This is a genomic window from Henriciella barbarensis (assembly GCF_003576345.1).
Lineage (GTDB): Bacteria > Pseudomonadota > Alphaproteobacteria > Caulobacterales > Hyphomonadaceae > Henriciella > Henriciella barbarensis.
Map to the genome: position 1 here is coordinate 570,532 of NZ_QWGB01000005.1, position 16,535 is coordinate 587,066.

Consider the following 16,535-nt stretch of genomic DNA (forward strand, 5'->3'; position numbering starts at 1 on the left):
CACCGCTTGCTCTGCCTGCGTAATTGCGTCTACACGGGGACGCACTTTCGACGCTTGAGGATTGCCGCATGCCAATTGAGAATTCCGCCCATATCGCAGATGCATTTGCCAGGATCGCAGAAAAGAAAATCGAGGTTGGCAGCTTGATCAATATCGGGTCCGGCCGGGGCGACGATCTGGGTTTCTACAAGTCACATTGGCCAGACATGCAGGCTCTGCTCATCGATATGGACCCCCGTTTCCTCGAGATCTGGGAAAAGCTTGCGGCCACCCACGAAGGGACAAAGTACGTCGTATGCGGCGCTTCGTCCGAGGACGGTGAAGGTCAGTTCCTCAAGTCGAACGATGTCGGCGGCGCGCTTTCCAAGGTCACGGCTGGCGACAATGTTCACACAACCCCGCTGCGGAAGATCGACACCCTCGTCAAGGAATTCGATATGCCGGGGCCGTACTTCATGAAGTTCGACACGCACGGCGTGGAGCTCGACATCCTCGCCGGGTGCGAGGAGACACTGAAGAATACGAGCCTCATCATGATGGAGGTCTATAACTTCAAGCTGAATTTCGTGGACCGCAAGAACCTCACCTTCGATGAGATGTCCCTTCACATGAAGTCGCTCGGCTTTCGCTGCGTAGACATGTGCGATCCGCTTTTCCGGCCCGGTGACCATGCGCTCTGGCAGATGCACCTCATCTTCATCAGGGATGATCATCCAATCTGGGAGCGCAGCTCATACGGGACCGGTGCACCGGCGGCCAGCTAAGCGTCGCCCAGCTGAAGGTCGGCGAGGTCCTTTTTCTTAACCGCAACCGAAGATGAGCGGCCTCCCACCTCATGGGTGAACCGCTCGTCTTCAGCTGCGCGACTTGCCGGGCCTGCTGGATATAGACCTTGCAAGTGCGCCGACGTGCTGAAATCGATTAGTCGACCGGCAGTAAATTAGCAGGAGCAGAAAATGGAGTGGGCAAGACGCGTGCGCCGTGCTGCGAGTTCAATCCTCCGAGGACGCCGCAAACCCCCGCCAGGACCTCAGACGGCTGAAAAAGCCGTAGTCAGCAACTGGCATGCGAAGTTGAGCGATGAGCAGCGCCAATACGTCGTCGATCATGCTGTCGATCCCATCCGCCCCGACATCGGACAGGCTGGCGCGCCGCGTCCCCGCCACGCCTGCCTCGACGCGCGTCCCCGCATCAGCGTGGTTCTGGGCACCCTCAATCGCCGCAAACTACTCGAGAAGTGTATCGCCACCGTGCGCCGCGAGCTCGAAGGACTTGATGGTGAGATCATCGTTGTCGACGGCGGCTCTAATGATCGTACCATTCCGTGGCTGACCAAGCAGGAGGATGTGATCACCATTCTCCAGTACAATCGCTACAAGTCTGGCAACACATCGATGCGTCGGCGCAGCTGGGGCGGCTTCATGAATATGGGCTTCCGCGCCGCCTCGGCCGACTACATCCTGATGATTTCGGACGATTGCCTCCTGATGCCCGGCGCAATCCGCAACGGCATTGCCCAGATCGAAGCTGCAAAGCAGGCTGGCATTCCCGTCGGGGCCTGCGCCTTCTACTTCCGCGACTGGCCAAAGCAAAAACGCTACTACGTCCAGCGCACGATCGGCGGCAACCTGATGCTCAATCACGGCATCTACACGCGCGAGGCCCTCGAGGCCGCACAATACGCGAATGAAGACGACTATGTTTTCTACAAGTCGGATACCGATCTGTCGCTGAAGATCTGGGATAGCGGCTACGCCATCATCGATGCACCGCAGTCAATTTGTGAACACTATGTCGGCATAGAAGAAGAGCTTCGGGCCGGGAATACAGCGCTCATGTCGTATGATCGGTCACAGATGAAGCAGTACTGGCCAGACCTGGTCACTGATGAAGGCGTGGCAAAAATGGGAAAGATCTATCTTGACCAGCCACCCGGTGATGAAGCGGACAAGACATGGGGCAGGCTGTACCGGCAGGAAGAACGAGCCGCCAAGAAAACAAAATCCTAACTTGAAATAGACGCCGCATCGGGCGATCCGGTCCTGTGTTCAAGTTTCCGTAGACGGATGACAACCATGGCGCAGCCACAGAAAGAGAATAAGGCCGCAACGGCGAAAACCAGTACGGCTGATCGACGGGCACCTTATCTGCTGAGGGGTGAGTCGCCCGAGCCAGATATCCAGTCGCTCTTCCAGCTTCTGGCGACACTCCGAGACACGCAGGCCCGGATCGAGCTGAGCGGACTGATCCGCACAAGACTGCGCTCAGTCTTCCCTGCCGGTTCCGGCAAGACTGGCACGGCCCCGTTGAAGAACGGATTGAGCTTCGATGTGGATCTCGGAGATCTTTTTGGTGCTGAGTTCTACCTCGGCAACATGAATGAAACCGACGTCCTGAACGCGCTCACCGCAACGCTTCCGGATAATGCCAACACAGTCGATGTCGGTGCCAATTTCGGCCTCTTCGGTGTTCATGCTGGCCATGTCGCCCAGAAAGGCAAAGTTGTGGCTCTTGAGCCGCTCCCATCAGCGTTTGAACTGCTCGAAAAGAATATCGCGCAGAACGGGTTGAATGACCGCATCGAGGCCGTGAACGCCGCTGTATCTGAAAGAGGTGGCAAGGCAAAGTTCTTCGTTGCCACTGACGGGGCCTTCAGCGGACTGCGTGACACCGGGCGGTCGCCGGTGCTCGACACGGTGACAGTCGCCAAGGTTGCGCTCGACAGGTGCGCACCTGTGAAGGCGCTGGACCGCATAGACTTCCTCAAGATCGATACTGAGGGGCACGAAAACCAGGTGCTTGCGGGCGCCCGCAAGACACTTGAGCGCGCACGCACAGCGCTCGTCATGCTCGAATACAGCCACAAGAACCTCACCGCCGAAACGCGGGACAGCCTGCTTGCAGAACTTGAGCCCCTGCTGGATGCCGGTTTCGAGGCCCACCTCTACGATGGCAGTCAGAAGCTGGTTAAACTCAAGACCGCCGGCGATATCCCACCCGAAACATCAGGCACGGTCTTCCTGGCCGGTGAGGATTGCGCCTGGGCGAAGGACTTCTTCTCTGCGCTAGTCAATGAAGTTGATGCGACCAGGCCGTCCGCCTCGGATGAGTCCTCCGTCCTGATCCTGCGTGAATTCACCAAGATCCGGAACCAGGTAGCCGACGTTGAACGCCTTCAGGCAGCTTTTCCGTCAACTGGCGGCGCCGCGCCAATCTCGAAGCGTGTCCTGAATGAAGTCGCCCGCCTCCAGACTGAAATTGAACGCGCCGAAACCTATCGCAACGCGCTTCAGGGTCACTACGACAAGGCTGATGCGGAGAGAAACCGGCTACGACAGCAGACCTCGGACCTGAAAGAGGCACTGACCGAACAGAAAGAACGTATGCAGGCGTTCCAGAAGCTTTCCGATTCGCTTCAGGAAAAGCTGGATGCCCGCGACAGTGAACACCGCCAGAAGATTGCGGATGTTCGAAGCTCACTTGATCGTCAGCATGAGCGCGCCGAGGAACTAAAAAAGTCGCTTCTGGAATCCATGAGCGCCCAGAACGATCTCCAAGCCGAGCTCGCATCCGTCAACGAACGCCTGACCGCTTCGAAGAAGGAATACGCCTCTACCAAGTCGCGCCTGGTCAACGTCGAAGCGCAGGTATCCGATCTCGACACAAAGCTCGAAAAAGCGAGGAGCGACCGCGACTCTCTCAATGAGCGGGTCGAGGCCTTCCGCAACCTGTCGGCAGATCTTCAGCAGAAGCTGGAAGCGGCGAAGGCTGGGCAGGAATCAGCGCGCCGGGACTTCGATCTTCTGCTGTCCAAAGAAAAGAGCGCGCATGATCAGACGCGCGTCCGCCTGGAATCCGACCTCGAGAAGGAAAAGACTGCCCACGCGAAAACCCATCAGGATCTGAAGCAGATCCTCTCGGAAGAGCGGAACGCGCACAAGGGCACGAGAGCGGAGCTCACAAAGGAAAAAGAGGCCCACGAGAAAACTCATCGTGACCTGAAATATATCATCTCGGAAGAGCGCAACGCCCTCAAACGCGAAAAAGCCGCTCACGAGAAGACCCACCGCGACCTGAAAGCCATACTGTCCGAGGAACGCAACGCTCACAAGGAAACGCGCAAGCATCTCGAAGTCAGCCGCCAGCTTCGCGCAGATCAGCGCCGTGAGCTTGACGAAGCCGCCACCAGGCAGGCCGCGCTCGAGGCAGAAATCGCCGCTCTCGCTGCAGAGAAGCAGGCGCTTCAGACCGAGATCAACGAAAAGCGCGCGCTCGTCCGGGTGATCCAGCAGCGCGAAGCGCTTCACGAAATCGGCCTCGGCAAACACCTCCGCCAGCGCCGCTAGCGAGCGCCCGAAGCCCCCCTACATCGCCAGGAAGCCGCCGTCGATGCGGAAGTCCGCGCCGTTGGCATAGGATGAGGCGTCCGACATCAGGAAGGCCGTCGGCCCGACATAGTCTTCGGCGAGCGCCATGCCGCGCAGGCGGTCATAGTCGCCGCCCCGGCGCAGCGGGATCTTTTTCTCGTAATTGTCGAGGAACTCGCCGTCCTGATTGTTGAAGACGCCGGCAAAGGTCAGCGTATTGGTGCGCACGCCCTTCGGCCCCCAATAGACCGCCAGATAGCGTGTGAGATTGTAGAGCGCCGACTTCGACGCGCTATAGGCGACCGGCTTGTAGAAGGTCTCACCCCGGTCACGCCGGTACTGGTACAGCGACTGGTCAGGCGACACTGTGCCATAGATGGAGGCGACATTGGCGATGGAGCCCTTGCCCGCTTCCGCCATCGCCTTGCCGAAGACCTGGCAGCACTGGAAGACGCCCTTCACATTGACGTCCATGATCCGCTCCCAGCTCTCGGCCGGGTAATCCTCAAAGGGCCCATTCTCTGCCGCCGTTGAGTTTGGCGGGCTGTCGAGCGCGGCATTGTTCACAAGGCCGGACGGCGTGCCGAAATGCTGGGTGATTGACTCTAGCGCAGCCTCAAGCGAGGCGCGGTCGGTGACATCGGCCTTGAACGCCTTGATCACCTTGTCGCCGGGCCCGTCCGGAAACGCCTTGGCCGTCGCTTCATCGCTGGCATTTGGCTCGACAATGGCGACATTCGCGCCGCAGCCGACAAGGCCGTTCGCCATCGCCCGGCCAATCTGGCCATAGCCGCCGGTCACCACAATCGTGCGCCCATACAATCCGAAAAGTTTGTCCAGCATCTTGCCTATCCTTCATTGCCTTGGCGCGCCTGCGCAATCGCATCGCAGGCTTCGCGCACCGCGCCATCTCCGCCAAGGCGCTTTGTTCTGAATGTCTCGATCGTATCGAGGACGTCGTGAGAATCGCTGACCGATATCGGCAGGTGAACCTTTTGCAGCACACCCTTGTCATTGGTGTCATTCCCGATGAACGCCGCCTGCGCGAAGCTGAGGCCGCGTTCTTCCAGGACCTTGGTAAAAGCCGCCACCTTGTCCGGGATATTCTGCTGACAATCGATCTTCAGCTTCTTCGCCCGCGCCGTGACGACGGGGTTTTCCTCGGTCGACATGATGAAGCAATAGACGCCGGTCGCCGCGGCCGCGCGCAGGCCATAGCCTTCGAGGCGCGAGCAGACAACGGCCTCGCGGCCATCCTCGAACACATAGACCTTGTTGTCGGTCATCACCCCGTCGAAATCGATGCCGAGTATCTCAACATCGCGCGCCCGCGCGGCAAATTCCGGATCGTCCAGCGACCTGATCATGGCGTCTCCCCCGCGCAGTCCCGCGCATTCTCATCATCTATCGTTTCAAACGGCGCACCAGCAAGGATGCCCTCGCAAATCGCGTCCATATTCGGGTCGGCGTCTGGCTTGGCCAGGCTATAGGCGTCGGCATGAAGCTGCGTCAGCGGCCACCCGGCAGAGCCGTCCAGCGCTTTTAGCGGAATGCAGCGGCGGAAATAGAAATGGTACACATAGCGCCGCGCCGCTTCGATCTCGCTATCGGTCAGGGGGTCGAACGTGCCCGGGCTCTCCAGCAGGCGGAAATAGGAGTCCCGGTCATACGCATCGCGCCCGAAACCCTTGCCGCGGATCCACGCATCCCCCGCCACCACGACAGGCATGCCGCGCGCTGACAGTTCCATGCCAAGCTTTGTGTTGAAGATCAGCGCGCCCTTGGAAAGCTGCGCAATCGAATAGGTGTTGATGTCATTTTCTGGCGAAACCAACCGCACATTCTCCGGCATCTCCGGGAAGGCCGCACGCAGGGCATCGTCCAGCCTGTCAGACGCGCGCGGGCTGTTCATCACCTCGCCCGGATGACACCGCACCACCAGCTGGCGATCGGGGTGTTTGGCAAACCAGGACACAGTGTCGATCGCCCATTCAATCATGTGGCCATAGGCCGACTGGGCATAGTTCAGCCGCGCATCCCAGACGACATTCGCCGCCAGCAGATACGTGTCCTTGTCCGGGTCGAGATCCAGCGCAGCATAGGTCGACTGCAGGCTTTCCGGGTCTCGCCGCTGAAAGGTGATCCAGTCCTGCGCTCCGGTTTCTCGCGACGCGAGATAGGTATCGAGTTCAATCGTTTCGTCAGCGCTCAGCGCCCGCTGGTTCCAGACGCTTTCTGGCTCATCGATCATCGCGCGGTGATACGTGTCGCCATGCTGATAGATCAGCCGCCCGCGCCGATAGGCCGGATGCCATGTCACAAGGCGCGTGTCGCTATCGCGTGCCGCTTCGGCAAACTGGCCCTGCGGGACATAGATCCCATGATGGGCCACGATAACGTCATACTTATGGGCCTCGATCAGCCTGCGCGCCGCCGCATCGGACAGCCAGGCGGCGGCCAGATAGCGGCTGAAAATCTGCGTCTCCAGATCGCTCGCCCCGAGATCGCCCTTGCCGAAGAAGCGTAGCGCCCCTGCATAGGCATGCATGACGCGTGGGTCGTCATGCTCAGTGCTGCGATGGTTTTGCCAACGCTCCCCGAACGCTTTCGCGTCGGCACGGTCCATCTCATCCAGCACATCAGAAAACTTGCGGACATTAAGCCCAAGCGGCGCACTCACCCGGTTCGCTGCGCCTGTGCAGGCCCCGCAGAAATCAGGGCCCGGGCCTTCCTTCGCGATGCGCCGCAGACTGGGTGCTAGCGTATGCTCGATCACCTGACAGGCAGGCAGGCCGTCACAATAGCCGATATCAACCTTTGCGCCGCGCAGCGTCAGCGCCGCCGCCATCAGCGTATCGACCGTATTTGCCGTGAAATGCAGCCCAAGGCTGGTCGCAATCAGGATGCGCTTGCCGCCCGCTTTCTCGCGCGCGGCAGCCCAGTCCTGCTCATGCCCGGAAAGCAGAGCGCGCCAGTCAGGGTAAACCCCCGGCCGGCGCGTCAGACGTTCAAGCCGCCAGCGCCGGACCGGCGCATAGGCTTCAGATTGCCTTACGGCTGTGCGTATGTCGCTGAGAAGCGAGCCCACACCCTCTTACCAATCAGGCTTTGAGGGCTTCGTTCGCAGCAGCTTCCGTCAGGCCGATGTCTTCAAAGGTGAAGGGCTGGTCATCGGCAACGGCCTTGGTCAGCGTCTTGCCGACGAAGACGTCCTGGAAGTAAGGCGCAATGCCGTCACCTGGCGACTTCAGCGCAATATCAGCTTCGGTGATCGTGTGACCGGCTGGCAGATCGCTCGTTGCGCAGAGCTTCTTGCCCATCTTGATCAGTGGGGCGTGCTCGGAGTCGTAGGTGCGCTTCACACCATCGCCGAGCGCGGCGCGGGCGCGCTGCAGGTCACGGACGAGACGGCGCAGGCCGTTTGGCTCCAGCGAGAATGCCTGGTCGGTGCCTTTCCAGGCACGGTTCAGCGTGAAGTGCTTCTCCAGGACGCGGGCGCCGCACATATAGCCGAGCATGGCCATGGCGATACCGCTATCGTGGCTGGAGAAACCAATCGGAATCTCGGGGAACTTCTCGCGATAGGTCTCGATGACGCGGATGTTCAGCTCTTCAAAGGTCGGCGGATAGCCCGAGGTGCACTGCATGATGCAGATGTTCGGATTGATCGGCATGATCTCGTCATAGACGCGCTGCACGTCTTCGATCGACGCGCCGCCGGTCGAAATGAACATCGGCTTGCCGAACTTCGCGATGTACTTGATCTGCGGCAGCGTCTTCAGGTCGCCAGAGGCGATCTTGTAGGCCGGCATGTCGAGGTCTTCGAGGAAGTCCGCGCTCTTATAGTCCCAAGCGGTGGAGAAAAGCGTGATGCCGATTTTCTTGGCATGGTCGCGCAGCTCGATCCACTCGTCGCGGTCGAACTCGAGCATTTCACGGTGCGCGCCATATGTCGCCGCGTATGCGTTCTCGGAGTTGTACGGCTGGTTGTAGTATTCCTTGGTGTAAAGCGAGCGATTGTCGCGCTTCTGGAGCTTTACCGAATGCGCGCCTGCAGCTTTCGCCGCATCGAACAGGTCCTTACATTTCTGGACGTCGCCTTCATGGTTCTGGCCAATCTCGGCGATGACGTACATGTCGTCATTGTCGCTGATCTTGATTCCGTCCACGACCATTTCACGATTAGCCATGACTATACCCTCATTCTCTCTCGGGAGACTGTGGTCCCCGCCTGCTAGGTTCGCGGGAAGGGCTAGCCCGTTTCCCCGGCGTTTTCAATCGATCATGGATGAATATGACAGCGTTTATGGACTTTAGATCAGTGAACCTGTTGTGACACTCCTCCAGCCTGTGCCGTCGCTGAATATTACACCCGCCCCGGCAGGCAGGTCCGGGACGAAATAAAGGGCGCCTGCTCCGGCGTCCGACGCGCTCGGAAGGCTCGCAATCGCCGCGCTGCCCAGCCTTACGGCCCCGGCCACATGCAGGGCACAGCTCGGCGAAGTCGTGCCAATACCGACCCGGCCAGCCGATGTAATCCGCACTCGCTCATTCACGCCGCCATTGCCCGTCCAGAAGCCAAGCGACATGGGCACGTCGGTCCCGGAAACAGGCCCATCCACTTGCGCGTTGACCAGCGCGCTCTGGACCCAGTTATCCCCAGCCGCAAATCCGCGAAAGGAGAAGCCGCCGCACCAGTCGCCTGACTGGACCGGAAGCGGCACATCGAGCGTCCCGCGCGCCCGCTTCTGGATAGAGAAGGATGAATAAGTCGCCGGGTTGGCATAGGTGTCGAGGCTGGCGGTTGCGAAATAGCCATCCCTCACCACGCTCAAGGTTGATTGATCGTTCGTTGCAGCGGTCTGGTCGATCACGGATAGCCGCCCCGTCGGCGGCCCGCCTACGCCAACGTTTGCCGTTGCTGTGTCGACACTAAGTGCTGTGTCGAATGAGGTGCCATCATCACTGGTGCGAAGCTCGAACCCGCCATTCGCTGCAAGACCAAACTCTGCCTCCCCAGTAAAACCAGTCTGGAAGACGACCGACGCGACCCTGGTGTCATCTGCCCGGTTGATGATTTTGCGTGCATCGCCCGTCCCCGGCGTCACATCATCATGGGTCAACAGTTCGGCATCGCTGCGAACCGTCAGCCTGTTGGCAATATCGGCCTCGGAATTGATACCCAGCGTCTCGACAGGCCCGCTCGCTGTGCCCTGCACGGCTTCCCAACCTTCGCCGGTCAGCACAAAGAGAGACGCCTCGTCTTCTATCCAGGCAAGCCAGCCCTCGCGCGGCGCGATCTCGATCCAGGCGCCATCCTGAAAGCTCGCCACCGCCCCATCTGCCATGAAGTCCCAGTCATCGCCGGTCTTTTCAGATGGCAGGATGTAGGATGTCGCCGCCAAGGGCGCTGCGGGCTGGGCCGCTTCGCTCCGGCTCACGACGCTGAGCTGCACGACCGCGTCCAGCCGCCGCAGGCTTTCATTCAGGGTGACATGCTTCATCGCCTGATTGGCGGCGAGGTATGAAAGGCCGATACGGGGGGTCTGGTCCATCTGGGGCTCCGGCAATTGACTGGAGCGGTGAACCTAGTCGTGCACCTTATAAGGTCTGAAAGTTCAGCCCTGCCTGGCGAGCGCATCCCTGACAAGACGGGCAAATCCGGGCAGTTCGGATGCGGAAACCTTCTCGCCCGTCCCTGCTTCTGACCAGCCTTTCGCAAGCTCCCGGGCCAGACCGTCCAGCACCGGAACCTCACCCGTCAGCCCTTTATAGACCGCCCCCAACAGCACCAGTCGCCCTGCCAGACTCAGATGAACCCCGTCAGGCTGGAACAGCGCCTCACCGCCGACACTGGTCGCCAGCTGCCGCATCAGTCCAGCAAGATCAAATGACGGAACCCGCCGTTCACGCGCGACGTCGAGCGTCACATCATTCGCGCTCGGACCACCCTTACAGAGCGGCCTTGACCAGTCGAACCGTTCCATCACGCCAGATGCTGTCGGCGATGTCAGCACCAAGCCAGAAAGCCCAGCATCGACAAGCCGTCCAAGCCTTGCCGACATGAGCGCTTGCAGAGTTTCAGGGGTCAAAGGGTGAGGCCCGCTATCCTGAAGGGCAAATCGAGTGCCGGATTTCGCGGCGGCCAACTCGATTAGCGCGTCGACTGCGTCACCGTCATCCGGGGAGCCTCCAAAGATCGCGAAAAGCGGCTTCTCTCCGACTTCGAAAAGTCGGTTCAGACCAAGCTCCGAAAAAAACACTGGCAGAAACACCGCCGGTACACCGTCACTGCACCGTGAAAATTCGATTTCGCCGGCGAAAATACTGTCGCCAAAAAGAAGGACGGGCGTTCTGTCTCCACACGCCTCCAGCGCGGACCGCCAATACACTTTCCGGCGGGACTTGGCACCGAGATCCCCCGCCAGCCAGTCGGCCCGAAGGTCGCCCGCCCCAGCACTCATCAGCTATTATTGCCGGGCTCGCCGATCAGCTGGATACTCGGCTTGCGGCCGCGATAGCGCTGGCGAAGGTGGAAATCCTTGTTCATGGTCAGGAGCGGATCGAACATGCCGATATGCTTGGCCATCATCGTGTTATAGTAATCGCGCGGCAGATTTCTGAAGATCGGCTTCGATGAGTTCATCGAAAGGTCAAACCGCTTGGACAGACGGGTTTTCGCCCAGTCCCATGCTTTTTTCTTCAGTCTCCACGTCCGGCTCGGCGCGTCATACTGGGCGTAATTCTTCTTGTAGAGCTCATGGAAGCGCTCATGCTTGGCCTGAAGCTTCTTGTAGTCTTCGCTTTCCTTGTCCTCAGCCCAGTTGCGATAGTGATGGATGGTCACATCGCGGGTGTAGACAACATCGCGGCCTAGGAAGAGCACCTTGGCGGTCAGATCCGGGTCGATGCCATAGTCTCGGAATTCCTCGCTGAAGCCGCCCACAGCGCGCATGACTTCGGTCGGCAGCATGCCCTGATTGACGTTCAGAATGCCGATTGGCGAGACGCCGCCAATATAGGGCGCCTTCACAAACGGGCCTTCCTTGTCCTTCACCTTGAGGCCGACCATGCCGATCTTCTTGTTCGCCTGAAGAATGCGCACCGCCTTGTCGAGGCCGTTATCGACAATCTCATTGTCGTCGCTGACCCAGCAGACATAAGGCGTATCGACCTGCATGAAGACGTCATTATAAGCGCGCGCCTGACCCAGCAGCTTGCCGACAAAGATCGGGCGCACACGGTCGCTGGCAACTGATTCCAGATACTCGATGGTACCATCGGTCGAACCAGCATCAGTGATGTACAGGATGTACGGGATCTTGGTCTCGCGCTGCACGGACTCGACCAGTCTCTTGACCTGGTCACAGCGGTTATAGGTGCCCGCAACGATCGAAAGAACGGCATCCGTCATTCAATTATTCCCATAGTTTTCAGGACTGTTGTGTCTTGAACCAGTCCGCATAGCGTTTCAATCCCGCCTCGATGCTGACCTTTGGTGAAAAACCAAGATCGCTTCGAAGGTGTGTCGCATCCGCGACCAGGTGCACCGGGTCACCGGAGCGCGCCTTGCCGTTAAAGCTCAACGGCGTGTCATATCCAGCAGCCTTGACCAACATGGAAGCCAGCTCGCGCACAGAAATCGCAGTGCCGCTACCGCCATTGAACAGGCGTACCGTGCCTTCGCCGCCGGGTTTTGCCGACAGCATGGCGAGAATCGCGGCCGCGTCATCGACATGTACGAAGTCGCGCGTCTCTTCCCCGCTGCCCCAAAGGTCGAGCGTCGTTTCCGGGTCAGCGCTCACGCGGCGCATGATATCCCAGAGAAGCTGCTTGCGAAGGCCTTCGCCGAAAATGGAAAACAGCCGCACGATCGACACATCGAGACCATTCATGCGCGCTTCGCCGGTCACCAGCTCCTCGCAGACATGCTTGTGCAGTCCATAGGGCGACATGGCTTCACACGGGTCGGTTTCCGACAGGCGGTCTTTGCCCTGATTGCCATAGACGGCCGCAGACGACACAAGCACCAGCCGCGCCTCGGGCGCTTCCTCGCGAATGAAATCGAGGATCTCGACCGTGCTGCCAACCGACAGGTTGAAGTCGCCGCGCGGATCATCCCAGGACCGCCCGACAGACGCCCCGCCAGCGGCATGGATGATAACATCGGGCTTGCCATGATCGGCCATGGCCGCGTGGAAAAGCTGGCGCTGGATCAGGCCTTCGGCATGGTGGACATTGCCCTCGCGCACGAAGGCGCCCTGCGGCGCACCAAGCCCAAGCGTCACAACCTTCCAGCCCCCCGACGCCATCAGGCGGGCGGTCGCGGCGCCAAGAAAACCGCCACCCCCGGCAATCATTACAAGGCCGGGTGACGTACTATTTCCGCCAGTCGTCGTCACGGCGTGGCTCCTCGGTTTGAAGTTCGAATGTCCGCATTATCGACGCCGCCCCCCTCCAGCAACTACAGAAACCGGGTATTCTCAGTTGCCGCAATCTGCGCATACATGAAACTCTCTTAGAAACAGCGTGCATTAGCCAGTCAATGAATCTTACATATCTCAAAAACGCCCATCAATTCAGAACCATAATTGATATCGGCGCGAACGATGGCGCTTTCGGCGCTTACCTGCAGCGTTTTTTTGAGGCTGAGAAAGTCATCGCCTTCGAGCCACAGGCAAAGCATCGCCCGGAACTCGAGAGCCGCGGGTTTGAAGTCCACACGGTCGCCGTGAGCGATAAATCCGGCACGGCATCCCTGAGTGTCACTGAGGCCGATTCGGCTTCCTCTCTTCTTCCTGTCGCCGATGTCACGAAAGCCGAGTGGGGCGAACTCGTTTCTGTCGTTGGCGCAGAAGACGTGCGAACGGAATTGTTGGACAATTGCATCGACGGCAAGTTTGACGATGAGCTTCTGATCAAGATTGACGCTCAAGGGTTCGAGACTGAAATTATTGACGGCGGCAAAGCCACTTTCGGGCGAGCGTCCTGCGTTCTCGTCGAAGTCAGTTTTCTGCCCATCTATGACGGGCAAGGGCTATTCAATGACGTTCACCAACGGCTCGACCAGCTTGGTTTTCGTCTGAGCGGCTTTAGAAGCCAGCATGATTCAGCTGCAGACGGTCGCCCACTCTTTGCGCACGCGGTTTACGAGAAACACTGACACCTGGCGTCGGGAGATTAGTCGATAAAGGCGTCTTCAAATGAAGAATGGCCGCCCCTCTAAGCATCGCGACCCAGGTCGCTCATCAGCAGATCGGTCGCGCTCCTATTTCCGCCAATAGTCCTCGCGGCGCGGCTCTTCAATCTGTAGCGGTTCAAATCCGGGAACGCTGACCGCATCATGGGTCAAAAGCCAGATACCACGGCGCGGATGACGGGTTTCAAGATCCCGGAAGTCATCATGCTCGACGGGCAGTTTGCACTCATAAACGTTGCTGAAGCCTGCCGCCCACATACCGCGCTCAAGCGCAGCACGGCTCAGGATCATCGCGAGCGGCTGGATACCTTGCGTCGCGTTGGGGTTCTCACGGGCGACACGCCCGATGAAATCGCCATCCGGCACGATCATGGTTTCCAGAAGCATTGCCTTACCGGCCATCGCCCCCATCATGCGGAGCGCGCGAAGCGGGTTTTCGAGATGATAGAGAATACCGAAAGACAAGGCGAAATCGCGCGGCGCCAAGGCATCGGACGTTGCGCAATTGTCGAAATCGAACACGCTGAAGTCACAGCCGGGCGCCCGTCTTCGACCGACCTCCGCAACTTCCTGGCGCCCTTCAAGCGCCATCACGTTCAGGTCTGAATGGTTAAGACGCTTGGCAAACCAGCCCGGCCCTGCCCCGAAGTCATAAGCGGTTTCCAGCGTCATGCCAGATGAGCGCAAGGCTTTCAGAACCTTATCGGCGATGGCCCAACGTGCCTCATTGATGGCGATGTAATTGTCTACATCAAACAGCGCAGTTGCAGGCACCTGGCTCATGACTCGCGCTCCGTTGACCAGTCCATGCGAGGACGTAGCCCGCCCGGGAAATTGCGGGAATAGCGTCCGCGCGCACGCTGAAGATCATCGCCCTGCGGCTCATAGACTGAGAAGGACACAGCGTTATCGACACTCTGATGGCGGACCATCGGGTCTGCTGTCACCATTGCGACGGTCACATAGTGCAGCCCTTCATTGAGAAGATTTGGCGGGATCTGCGCGCGGCTTTTGTAACGGCCGGGCTCGTTGATCGCCCCCGGATAGTCCCCGTCGGTGAAGGCGACGACGAACATCAGGTCGCCGATTTCATTCCTGACGTGAAGGGCTGGCTCGACACGTTTATCGGCCTGCAGGACATCATATGCGATCTCGATGGCGCAGGGCATATCGATCTTGACCGAGCGCGCAATCTGGCCGGCATCATCAAGAACGCGCGCCGTTACCAGTTCTGCAACAGGGCCTTCTGCTTCGGCCTCAAGCAGACTGCTCGCCTTTGGCCCCTCGGCCTTGGCGTCTTTCTTCTTCTCGTCCGTTTTCGTCTCGGTCTTTTCCGGCGCCTGATAGGTCGCAGCGACATTCATCATCTGCGCCTCATAGGCTTCGGTCACGCTCATGACATCGTCGTCCATGACAACTTCACCATGATCGATCCAGATGCAGCGGTCGCAGAAACGCCGGATGGCACCGGTTGAGTGCGAAACGAAAACCAGGGTGCGGTCATGGCCGGTAATCTCATCCATTCGCTGCAGGCACTTCTTCTGGAAGGCCGCGTCGCCGACAGAGAGGACTTCGTCCAGCATCAGGATGTCGGGGTCGAGATGGGCCGCAACAGAGAAGCCGAGACGCGCGCGCATACCGGTTGAATAGGTCTCTACCGGCTCCTCAATAAACCGGCCGATCTCGGAGAAGGCGACGATCTCATCCATGCGCCGGTCGATTTCCTTGCGCGTCAGACCGTGCAGCGCGGCATTGAGATAGACGTTCTGGCGCCCGGTCATCTTGGGATTGAAGCCTGTCCCCACCTCGAGCAGTGAGGTTGCCCGGCCATAGATGAAGGCTTCACCGTCGCTTGGATTGAGCACGCGAGAGAGGATTTTCAGCAGCGTCGATTTACCGGCGCCATTGTGACCCATGATACCGACGCGGTCACCTGACCAGACCTTGAAGCTGACGCCTTTGAGCGCGTGGTAGTGAGTGTCCTTGAACGTGTTCCCATCCTTGTCGGTCCGGGTCACGGGCGAGGTCATCTTGTAGCGCTTGGACAGGCCGCGCACGTCCATGACCAGCTTGCGCTCATCATCACCGGCCGCCGCTTCGGGCGCAGATTGTGGCAGGGTATCAGGCATCACACTCGCTCAGCGTAGCTTTTGGCAACCCGGTCAAGAAGCAGCAGGCCCACAATGGTAAAGCCGACCGCCATGATCGCGGAGACACCGAGAGACATCCAGTCGACATGCTCTGGCGCAAAGAGCGCGCCGCGCAAGCCGGTCAGCACGCCGACCATCGGGTTGAGATTATAGTAGGTCTGGACAACCTCTGGCAGGATCTGTTTCGAAAACAGCACCGGCGAGAGGAAAAGGCCAAGATAGACGGCCGTCTCGAGGAATTTCGAATTGTCCTGATGGATGAGATAGAGCGCCGAAAAGAGCACGCCGATGCCGAAGGCGAGCAGGAACATCACCGCTGTCACCGGCACCATGGCGAAAATTTCCCATGACAGGGGCACACCAAGATAGAGCTGGAAGGCGATCACGGCCGCCGAGATGATGAAGATATCGACCCAGCGCGCCGCGATCACCGAGATCGGGCTGAGGATCAGCGGGAAGTAGACCTTCTTGGAAATCCCGGAGTCGAGCCGTAACGACCCTGCCGACTGAATCACCATTTCGGCCCATAGGAACCAGAAACACAGCCCGCTGAAGATGAAGAGCGGGTATGGGATCTGCGCCCCAAGATTGGCCGCCGACATATTGCGGATGAAGACCAGCGCCAGCGCCATGATGGCCGGCCGGATGAAGCCCCAGACAATGCTGATCGGCGAATTCAGTATGCGCGAGCGGATGTTCCGGTTGATCATTTGCGCCAGCAGGACCCGGAACTTCCAGATTTCAGGCAGGCTCAGTATGCCGACAGGTCGCTGCGGCCTGATATGGATCACGGGCTGGTTCGACGGTGTGGACATCTCG

15 protein-coding genes are annotated in these 16,535 nt (G+C 59.4%); 4 read left to right on the forward strand and 11 right to left on the reverse strand.

Annotated elements, in window-relative coordinates:
* Positions 1-68 precede the first annotated feature (68 nt).
* The 3 genes from D1224_RS05715 (at position 69) to D1224_RS05725 (ending at position 4,346) form a co-directional block, all read left to right on the forward strand.
* Positions 69-764 carry an FkbM family methyltransferase gene (locus D1224_RS05715; protein WP_119378945.1) on the forward strand — a complete coding sequence of 232 codons (696 nt, stop codon included), beginning with the start codon at positions 69-71 and terminating at the stop codon, positions 762-764.
* A 309-nt stretch (positions 765-1,073) separates the two neighbouring features.
* Positions 1,074-2,009, forward strand: coding sequence for a glycosyltransferase family 2 protein (locus tag D1224_RS05720; protein ID WP_182482177.1), 936 nt, complete (start codon positions 1,074-1,076; stop codon positions 2,007-2,009).
* A gap of 66 nt (positions 2,010-2,075) precedes the next feature.
* Positions 2,076-4,346: an FkbM family methyltransferase gene (locus D1224_RS05725; RefSeq protein WP_182482178.1), complete on the forward strand. Its 2,271-nt coding sequence runs from the start codon at positions 2,076-2,078 to the stop codon at positions 4,344-4,346.
* Positions 4,347-4,364: 18 nt separating this feature from the next.
* On the opposite strand, the gene D1224_RS05730 is transcribed toward D1224_RS05725, so the two are convergent.
* The 8 genes from D1224_RS05730 to D1224_RS05765 all read right to left on the reverse strand — a co-directional run bounded on the left by D1224_RS05730 (position 4,365) and on the right by D1224_RS05765 (position 12,769).
* Positions 4,365-5,210, reverse strand: a complete 846-nt coding sequence (locus D1224_RS05730) for an SDR family oxidoreductase (RefSeq protein ID WP_119378948.1) — start codon at positions 5,208-5,210, stop codon at positions 4,365-4,367.
* A 5-nt stretch (positions 5,211-5,215) separates the two neighbouring features.
* Entirely contained in the window at positions 5,216-5,734 is a 519-nt protein-coding gene (locus D1224_RS05735; protein WP_119378949.1) for a KdsC family phosphatase, read from the reverse strand.
* Entirely contained in the window at positions 5,731-7,455 is a 1,725-nt protein-coding gene (locus D1224_RS05740; RefSeq protein WP_119378950.1) for a hypothetical protein, read from the reverse strand. The genes D1224_RS05735 and D1224_RS05740 overlap by 4 nt, the downstream gene beginning before the upstream one ends.
* 13 nt (positions 7,456-7,468) lie before the next feature.
* Positions 7,469-8,557: an N-acetylneuraminate synthase family protein gene (locus D1224_RS05745; protein WP_182482179.1), complete on the reverse strand. Its 1,089-nt coding sequence runs from the start codon at positions 8,555-8,557 to the stop codon at positions 7,469-7,471.
* A 123-nt stretch (positions 8,558-8,680) separates the two neighbouring features.
* Positions 8,681-9,922, reverse strand: coding sequence for a DUF2793 domain-containing protein (locus tag D1224_RS05750; RefSeq protein ID WP_119378952.1), 1,242 nt, complete (start codon positions 9,920-9,922; stop codon positions 8,681-8,683).
* Between the two features lie 63 nt (positions 9,923-9,985).
* A complete protein-coding gene (locus D1224_RS05755; RefSeq protein ID WP_119378953.1) occupies positions 9,986-10,831 on the reverse strand; it encodes an SGNH/GDSL hydrolase family protein in 846 nt (281 codons plus the stop codon).
* Complete coding sequence (locus tag D1224_RS05760; protein WP_119378954.1) at positions 10,831-11,781, reverse strand: glycosyltransferase; 951 nt, start codon at positions 11,779-11,781, stop codon at positions 10,831-10,833. The genes D1224_RS05755 and D1224_RS05760 overlap by 1 nt, the downstream gene beginning before the upstream one ends.
* Before the next feature lie 19 nt (positions 11,782-11,800).
* The gene (locus D1224_RS05765; protein ID WP_147372337.1) at positions 11,801-12,769 is read right to left on the reverse strand and encodes an NAD-dependent epimerase/dehydratase family protein; all 969 of its coding nucleotides are present in this window, start codon (positions 12,767-12,769) and stop codon (positions 11,801-11,803) included.
* A gap of 143 nt (positions 12,770-12,912) precedes the next feature.
* On the opposite strand from D1224_RS05765, the gene D1224_RS05770 reads away from it, so the two are divergent.
* A complete protein-coding gene (locus D1224_RS05770) occupies positions 12,913-13,530 on the forward strand; it encodes an FkbM family methyltransferase (protein WP_119378956.1) in 618 nt (205 codons plus the stop codon).
* A gap of 105 nt (positions 13,531-13,635) precedes the next feature.
* On the opposite strand, the gene D1224_RS05775 is transcribed toward D1224_RS05770, so the two are convergent.
* Genes D1224_RS05775 through D1224_RS05785 form a run of 3 tightly spaced genes read right to left on the reverse strand, consistent with a single transcriptional unit; the run spans position 13,636 to position 16,531 of the window.
* A complete protein-coding gene (locus D1224_RS05775) occupies positions 13,636-14,349 on the reverse strand; it encodes a methyltransferase domain-containing protein (protein ID WP_119378957.1) in 714 nt (237 codons plus the stop codon).
* On the reverse strand, positions 14,346-15,695 hold the full coding sequence (locus D1224_RS05780) for an ABC transporter ATP-binding protein (RefSeq protein ID WP_119378958.1): 1,350 nt from the start codon (positions 15,693-15,695) through the stop codon (positions 14,346-14,348). Before D1224_RS05780 ends, D1224_RS05775 begins: the two co-directional genes overlap by 4 nt.
* On the reverse strand, positions 15,695-16,531 hold the full coding sequence (locus tag D1224_RS05785) for an ABC transporter permease (protein WP_119378959.1): 837 nt from the start codon (positions 16,529-16,531) through the stop codon (positions 15,695-15,697). Before D1224_RS05785 ends, D1224_RS05780 begins: the two co-directional genes overlap by 1 nt.
* Positions 16,532-16,535: the final 4 nt, after the last annotated feature.